The following is a 7,176-nucleotide window of genomic DNA, read 5'->3' as shown; positions in this document are numbered from 1 at the left end:
CGTCGGGCATCGCGGTGGCGTCGGACATACGAACCTCCAGGAGGTGTTTGGGGTCGGTCACGCGAGAGCCGCGCGGCCCGCCCGTCCCCTGCGGAGACGGGCGTTTCGGAAGACTCCTGCGGGCGGGGGCCGGGCGCGGAGGAAGCCGGACGGGCCATTCGTGTGCGGCGGTGCGGAGCAGGCACCTGACCTCCGCCGCACGCGGGCTGTCAGGGACGGTCCCCGGTGCCGCCCTCGGTGGGGGTGGAGGTCTGGCGGTGGCCGCCGGGGCGCGGGGCGCGGTCGGCGTCCTGGAGGCTGTCGCGGGCGGCCGCGGCGACGGCCTCGGGGGTGATGCCGAACTCGGAGTACAGGCGCTCGTAGTCGGCGGAGGCGCCGTAGTGCTCCAGGCTCACGATCCGCCCGGCGTCGCCGACCACATCGCGCCAGCCCTGCCCCACCGCGGCCTCGACACTGACCCGCGCCCGCACGGAGGGCGGGAGGACCTCGTCCTGGTAGGCCGGGGGTTGCGCGGCGAACCACTCCCGGCACGGCATCGACACGACCCGCACCGCGAGGCCGTCGGCCATCAGCAGCCCGCTCGCCTCCAGGGCGATGTGCACCTCGGAGCCGGTCGCGACCAGGATGACGTCCGGCGCGGTGCCGTGCGCGGTGTCGGCGAGGACGTATCCGCCGCGGGCCGCGTCCCGGGCAGGAGCGCAGGCACCGCTGCCGCGGTCCAGCACGGGCACGTTCTGCCTGGTCAGGATCAGTGCGGCCGGGCGGTCCCGGTGTTCGAGGACGGTACGCCAGCAGGCGGTGGTCTCGTTGGCGTCGGCGGGGCGGACCACGTCCAGGCCGGGGATGGCGCGCAGTGAGGCCAGGTGTTCCACGGGCTGGTGGGTGGGGCCGTCCTCGCCGAGGCCGATGGAGTCGTGGGTCCACACATAGGTGGTGGGCAGCTTCATCAGCGCGGCCAAACGGACGGCCGGGCGCATGTAGTCCGAGAAGGTCAGGAACGTACCGCCGTAGGGGCGGGTCAGACTCTGCAGGGCGATGCCGTTGAGGATCGCGCCCATCGCGTGCTCGCGGATGCCGAAGTGCAGGGTGCGGCCGTAGGGGCCGCCCTTCCAGTCCTTGGTCTGGCGGTCGGCGGGCACGAAGGACGGCTCACCGTCCATGGTGGTGTTGTTGCTCCCGGCCAGGTCGGCCGAGCCGCCCCACAGCTCCGGCAGCACCGGCGCCAGCGCGCTGAGCACCTCGCCCGACGCGGCACGGGTGGCCATCCCCTTCGGGTCGGCCGCGAACTCGGGCAGCGCGTCGGTCCAGCCCTCCGGCAGCCGCTGCGCCCGCAGCCGGTCCAGCAGTTCGGCCCGCTCGGGGTTGTCCGTCCGCCAAGCGGCGAACGCCTCGTCCCATTCGGCATGCGTCCGCCGCCCGCGCTCGGCGGCCAGCCGGGTACGGGCCAGCACCGCGTCCACTACGACGAAGTCGCGCTCGGGGTCGAAGCCGAGCAGCCGTTTGGTCGCGGCGACCTCGTCCGCGCCGAGTGCGGAGCCGTGGGCCTTGCCGGTGTTCTGCTTGGTGGGCGCGGGCCAGCCGATCAGCGTGCGCAGCATGATCAGCGAGGGTCGGCCGTCCTCCTCGCGGGCGGCTCGCACCGCGGCCAGCAGGGCGTCCACGTCCTCGACGTACTCGCCCGTGCGGGTCCAGTCGACGGTCTGCACGTGCCAGCCGTAGGCCGCGAAACGGGCCGGGACGTCCTCGCTGAAGGAGACGTCGGTGTCGTCCTCGATCGAGATGTGGTTCGAGTCGTAGAAGACGACGAGGTTGCCCAGCTCCTGGTGGCCGGCGAGCGAGGCCGCCTCGGCGGTGACGCCTTCCATCATGTCGCCGTCGGAGGCGATGACGTAGACGTGGTGGTCGAAGGGGCTGCCGCCCGGCTCGGCGTCGGGGTCGAGCAGACCGCGCTCCCGCCGGGCCGCCATCGCCATGCCGACCGCGCTGGCCAGCCCCTGGCCCAGCGGGCCGGTGGTGATCTCCACGCCGCGCGTGTGCCGGTGCTCGGGGTGGCCGGGGGTGGCCGAACCCCAGGTGCGGTACGCCTCCAGGTCCGACAGTTCAAGGCCGTAGCCGGTCAGGTAGAGCTGGATGTAGAGGGTCAGGCTGGAGTGACCGCAGGAGAGCACGAACCGGTCGCGGCCCAGCCACTGGTCGTCGGCCGGGTCGTGCCGCATGACGTTCTGGAACAGCAGGTGCGCCAGCGGGGCGAGGCTCATCGCCGTGCCGGGATGGCCGTTGCCGACCTTCTGCACCGCGTCGGCGGCCAGTACGCGGGCGGTGTCCACCGCCCGCACGTCGACCGGGTCCCACCCGGCGCCGTCCGCCACGGGCATCGTCACGGACCGGCCCGATGAGGTCGTGTTGCCGGACTGCTCACTCGTCATGCCGTCGCTCCTCGGAAAGGCCGGTGGTCGGTTCTGCCGGGTCCAGGCCCGCCGGCTCGGACAGCGTCCACAGCACGACGTGGTGCTCCTCGACGCTCTCCAGCACGTGGTCGGTGGTGGCCGGGACGGCGGCGCGGGCGCCTTGTCCGGCACGTCCCGCGGAATGCGGGGCTGTTCTCGCCGGTGGAATACCGAAAGCCGATCGGCTCCCACGGTCCGGCTACCCCCGGCATCGCGTCCGACCCACCTGAAGCGCACCTTTTGCCGGGTTCGGTGATGGTGTCATCGTCGATCTCCGGGGCACCCGTTCTGTATCAGCGGCTCAGGAGACAGAACATGACCACGATCCACGCGGCCGATATCCGCGAGTGGCGCAACCGCAACGTCGTCGACTCCGAGGGGCACAGGATCGGCGTACTCGAATCGATCTACGTGGACACCGCCACCGACGAGTCGGCCATGGCCACGGTCCGCATCGGACTGCCCACGCGTCAGCGACTGGCGTTCGTCCCCCTTGGTGACGCGGTCCTCGGACCCGACTACGTCAAGGTCACCTACGCGAAGGCGCAGGTGAAGAAGGCACCGTCGATCGGCACGGACGACATCCTGCCGGCCGAGGGAGAGGAAGCGATCTTCCAGCACTACGGCATGGACTACCGGCCCGGCGCGGGCGGCGAGCGGCAACTCGCGCGTCGCTGACCCGCGTTCGACCCCACATCTGAAGGTGGTGTTCCGTGATGGTTCTCTTCCTGCTGCTTCTTCTGATCGCCCTCGTACTGGGAATCGTCGGGGTGACCGCGAACGGCCTGGGCTACCTGCTGGTGATCGGCATCGCGGTTCTCGTGGCGGCCCTGGCCCTCGTCGCCGTGCGCTGGTCCCGGCGCTCCGGCAGCCGCCCCGTTCGCTAGGGGCGACAGCGCGGTTGGCGGGGGACTAGGCGTCCAGGAGACCGGTGCGGAGCTTGGCCAGGATGCGGTTGAGCAGACGGGAGATCTGCATCTGGGAGACGTTCAGCTCGCTGCCGATCTGTGCCTGGGTCAGCTCCTGGCCGAAGCGCATCTCGATGATGGTCCGCTCCCGCTCGTCGAGTTGCCGGAGCAGCGGGCCGAGCGCGTTCAGGTCCTCGAACAGCTCCAGGGCCGGGTCGTCGACTCCCATGGTGTCCGTGTACGTCGGCCCGCATTCGCCGGTCTCGGTGTCGCCGCCCGGGGTGTCGATGGAGCCGGCGACATAGCCGTTGGCGGCCACGAGCCCCTCGACGACCTCGTCCTCGGTCAGCCCGAGATGGGCGGCGAGTTCCTTCAAGGTCGGGCTGTGGCCGAGCGTCGTGGTGAGTGATTCCTTGCCTTTGGCGAGGTCGACGCGGAGTTCCTGAAGGCGTCGGGGGACGTGGACGGCCCAGGTGGTGTCGCGGAAGAACCGCTTGATCTCGCCGGTGATGTACGGGATCGCGAAGGACGTGAACTCGACCTCGCGGGTCAGGTCGAAGCGGTCGATGGCCTTGATGAGACCGATGGTGCCGACCTGGACGACGTCCTCCATGTCGCCGCTGCCCCGGTTGCGGAACCGGCGGGCCGCGAACCTGACCAGGGACAGATTCATCTCGATCAGGGTGTTGCGGACGTACTGATACTCGCCGGTGCCCTCTTCCAGCGAGGGCAGCCGGTCCAGGAACAGCCGGGACAACACCCGCGCATCCTTCGGGGCGACCTTGTCGGCGTCCTCGATCCACGGCAGTGCTTCGACGACGTTCCCGGTGGGCGTCATGGCGCCGCCTCAGGTGCAACAGCAGGATGAACGCTTTCTGTGCGCTCCGACCGCATCCGTCTCGGCGAGGCCCCGCCAGTCCGTCGGGGGTTGGAACGCTCGGCACGGTGGTTTTCACCACACTACTCCTGGGCCCTCTTCCGGCCGCCCGACGGGGAATCCGAATTCCCTGGAATCGCAGGAATATGCGCTCGAAATTCCAGGGCGTGAAGCGGGAAACGCAGGGCAGATGAAGGGGCGGAGGTTGATAAAACATGGTTCCCCTGCTTGTAGTTCTGCTCCTCGCGCTGATCCTTTTCGGCGCCGGTTTCGCTCTCAAGGCCCTGTGGTGGATCGCCGTCATCGTGCTGGTGGTCTGGGCGCTGGGCTTCGTGGTCCGGCCCGCCGGGAGCGGTGGCCGTAAGGGCCGCTGGTACCGCTGGTAGAAAACCCGCCTCATGGGCCCCGTCGACCACGGTCGGCGGGGCCCTTCGGCATGCCCCGGCGGACGCTGATCCGCTGAATTCACCGATCTGGTCGGTAGGGGCGTATGTGTGGGGCAGGAGTATCCGTGCGGCCGGAGCGATCGGTGTTTCGCAGGGAAACCCGCGGCCTCCAGCGCCTTCCGTTCCGGCCGCTTTTCGACGGGTGCAGGCGGGCGAACGGCTGCACGCAGGCGAAGGGGTATCCGTTGTCCCGGGTTTCCCTGCGAAACGGTGAGACCGGACACCAGCCAGTGACCGGACCTCATTGTGGGAACGGCGCGACGAAACGGTGGGACCGATACTCCGACCCCGGCGACCGCGAGAACGACTGAAGCTGGGGCGTCGAGGTCCTCCTCGACAACGCGGGCGTCTCCGACCACTTACCGCCGGCGAACGCCGTGCCCACCGCGATCGCCGCCAGCTGCCGCAGGCCGCGCGCGAGCGACCGGTACACCGTCGACTCCACCAGCACGGCCGCCATCCACGGCGCGACGTGGCCGCGGCGCCGTAGTACGGCTCGAGGAGGCTCACGAAGGAGGCCCGCATGGCATGACCGACATGCACTGGTCGCCCTTCGTCGAAGCCCCGGGCACGCCGACGGCTCCCGTCCTGTGAGACAGAAGGGAGCCGTTGAGGTGGTGCGGGCGTGTGCCGTCGGTCGGTCAGGCGTGGCGGTGGGAGCGCCGGTTGCCGGTGACGAGGCGATAGACGAGAAGCAGGATGAAGGAGCCGACGATCGCGGCGATCCAGGTGGAGATGTCGAAGAACCCGTCGATGGAGTCGACGCCGAAGACCACCTTGCCGAGCCAGCCGCCGAGCAGACCGCCGACGATGCCGATGAGCATGGTGACGATGATGCCGCCGGGGTCCTTGCCCGGCATCAGCATCTTGGCGATGGCGCCTGCGAGCAGACCGATGATGATCCACGCGATGATTCCCATGGTGTGTCTCCGCTTCCTCTTCTTCGGACAAAGGCTGTGTCAGCTCTTCGTGTGCGCCGAACGAGCCCGAACAAACGTCTCCCTTCTGCATCGGGACATCGCCGGTTCCTGATGTGACCAGTGGGGCGTGGGCGCCGAGCCGCCCATCGTGTCCGCGTACGTCGGTGCGCCGAGCGTTGGTGGTGCCCGAGCCTCCGGAGGTACCTCCGTCCCGCCGCCGACGCCGCGGAGCACGTGTGCGGTGGCACGGCACGCCAGATGGGCGAGATTCTCCCGGTGTCCCCGGGGTACCCGGCAGTGATGAACACACCGAGCATGGAACTGGCCGCGTCGAGCGGAGCGGCCCTCGGAGTCTTTCCGGCGGTCGCCGGACTGATCCTCGTCGTCGGGCTGATCTGGGCCGTACGGTTCGGAATGAAGGCCCGTCGGCGGGAGTCCGCGCCGCCGCGCCCGGAGGAGCAGCCCCGGCTGCCCGAGTCCGGGCCGACCGGCGAGATCCAGGAGATGCGCGAGCCCGACGAGGTGCCGCGCGCGAAGGACGAGAGCGAGCGGCTCACCCCGCACCAGTTGTCCGGCGGTGGGACGTCGGGAAGCAGGCGCAGCGAGGACCAGAGGCGTCGGCGTTGGGGCTCGGGTTCCGCGTGATCACGGGTCCCGTTCGCAGCGGAGAAGCGTCGTACGTGCGCTCGGCCACCACCCCCGTCACGAGCGGCGTCACTCCGTCCGGCGGTGGTCCTCCTTGCTCCAGGCTCGGGTGTCACGGGGCGGGAGATACGGCTCTTCGTCCTTCGGGAGCCCTCCGGCCACGGCACGCTGGCGGGCCAGTTCCGCGTCGAATTCGAGGCCGAGCAGGACCGCTATGTTGCTGATCCACAGCCAGATCAGGAAGACGATCACGCCGGCGAGCGTGCCGTAGGTCTTGTTGTACGACGCGAAGTGGGCGACGTAGAACGCGAAGCCCGCCGAGGCGAGCATCCAGACGAGCAGGGCCAGCACGCTGCCCGGGGTGATCCAGCGGAAGCCGCGGCCCTTCACGTTCGGTGCCGCCCAGTACAGGATCGCGATCATCGCCATGACCAGGATGACCAGTCCCGGCCACTTCGCGATCGACCACACCCTCAGGGTGGCGTCCCCGATGCCGAGCGCCGAGCCGGCCGCGCGAGCGAGGCTGCCGGTGAACACCACGATCAGCGCGCTGACCACCGTCAGGACGAGCAGCACCACCGTGACACCGACCCGGATCGGCAGCACCTTCCACACGGGGCGTCCCTCGGGCATGTCGTAGACGACGTTGGCGCTGCGGATGAACGCGGCGATGTAGCCGGAGGCCGACCAGACCGCGACCACGATGCCGACCACGGCCACGACGGAGCCGAGGCCGCCGGTGGTCTGGAGCTGGCGTACGGCGTCGCCGATGATGTTCCGGGCCGAACTCGGAGCCAGTTTCTCGATGTTGTCCAGCACCTGCTGGGTCGTCGACTTGCCGGCGATGCCGAGCAGTGAGACCAGGACCAGCAGCGCGGGGAAGAGCGAGAGAACCCCGTAGTACGTCAACGCGGCGGCCCGGTCGGCGAGTTG

At 69.9% G+C, this 7,176-nt stretch carries 8 protein-coding genes; 4 read left to right on the top strand and 4 right to left on the bottom strand.

The features are described 5' to 3' along the window. Window positions 1-209: 209 nt before the first annotated feature. Window positions 210-2,426, bottom strand: a complete 2,217-nt coding sequence (gene tkt / locus JHN63_RS44725) for a transketolase (protein WP_200690867.1) — start codon at window positions 2,424-2,426, stop codon at window positions 210-212. Between the two features lie 336 nt (window positions 2,427-2,762). Here tkt and JHN63_RS44715 point away from each other — a divergent pair, with 336 nt between their 5' ends. Together JHN63_RS44715 and JHN63_RS44710 are read left to right on the top strand one after the other, a co-directional pair. Further along, a complete protein-coding gene (locus tag JHN63_RS44715; protein WP_200690866.1) occupies window positions 2,763-3,125 on the top strand; it encodes a PRC-barrel domain-containing protein in 363 nt (120 codons plus the stop codon). A gap of 35 nt (window positions 3,126-3,160) precedes the next feature. Further along, window positions 3,161-3,334, top strand: a complete 174-nt coding sequence (locus JHN63_RS44710) for a hypothetical protein (protein WP_200690868.1) — start codon at window positions 3,161-3,163, stop codon at window positions 3,332-3,334. 25 nt (window positions 3,335-3,359) lie between these two features. Here the strand turns inward: JHN63_RS44710 and JHN63_RS44705 are convergent, their stop codons facing one another. Beyond that, the gene (locus JHN63_RS44705) at window positions 3,360-4,193 is read right to left on the bottom strand and encodes a SigB/SigF/SigG family RNA polymerase sigma factor (RefSeq protein ID WP_200690865.1); all 834 of its coding nucleotides are present in this window, start codon (window positions 4,191-4,193) and stop codon (window positions 3,360-3,362) included. A 254-nt stretch (window positions 4,194-4,447) separates the two neighbouring features. On the opposite strand from JHN63_RS44705, the gene JHN63_RS44700 reads away from it, so the two are divergent. Beyond that, a complete protein-coding gene (locus JHN63_RS44700) occupies window positions 4,448-4,618 on the top strand; it encodes a DUF5670 family protein (RefSeq protein ID WP_200682075.1) in 171 nt (56 codons plus the stop codon). Window positions 4,619-5,319: 701 nt separating this feature from the next. Here the strand turns inward: JHN63_RS44700 and JHN63_RS44695 are convergent. After that, a complete protein-coding gene (locus JHN63_RS44695) occupies window positions 5,320-5,598 on the bottom strand; it encodes a GlsB/YeaQ/YmgE family stress response membrane protein (protein WP_200690864.1) in 279 nt (92 codons plus the stop codon). Window positions 5,599-5,898: 300 nt separating this feature from the next. On the opposite strand from JHN63_RS44695, the gene JHN63_RS44690 reads away from it, so the two are divergent. Beyond that, window positions 5,899-6,243, top strand: a complete 345-nt coding sequence (locus JHN63_RS44690; RefSeq protein WP_200690863.1) for a DUF6479 family protein — start codon at window positions 5,899-5,901, stop codon at window positions 6,241-6,243. A 69-nt stretch (window positions 6,244-6,312) separates the two neighbouring features. Here the strand turns inward: JHN63_RS44690 and JHN63_RS44685 are convergent. Then, the coding region (locus JHN63_RS44685) for a YihY/virulence factor BrkB family protein (RefSeq protein ID WP_200690862.1) at window positions 6,313-7,176 on the bottom strand (864 nt) is incomplete at its 5' end.

The organism is Streptomyces sp. MBT65 (assembly GCF_016612545.1).
Lineage (GTDB): Bacteria > Actinomycetota > Actinomycetes > Streptomycetales > Streptomycetaceae > Streptomyces.
This window is presented reverse-complemented; position numbering and strand designations above follow the sequence as displayed.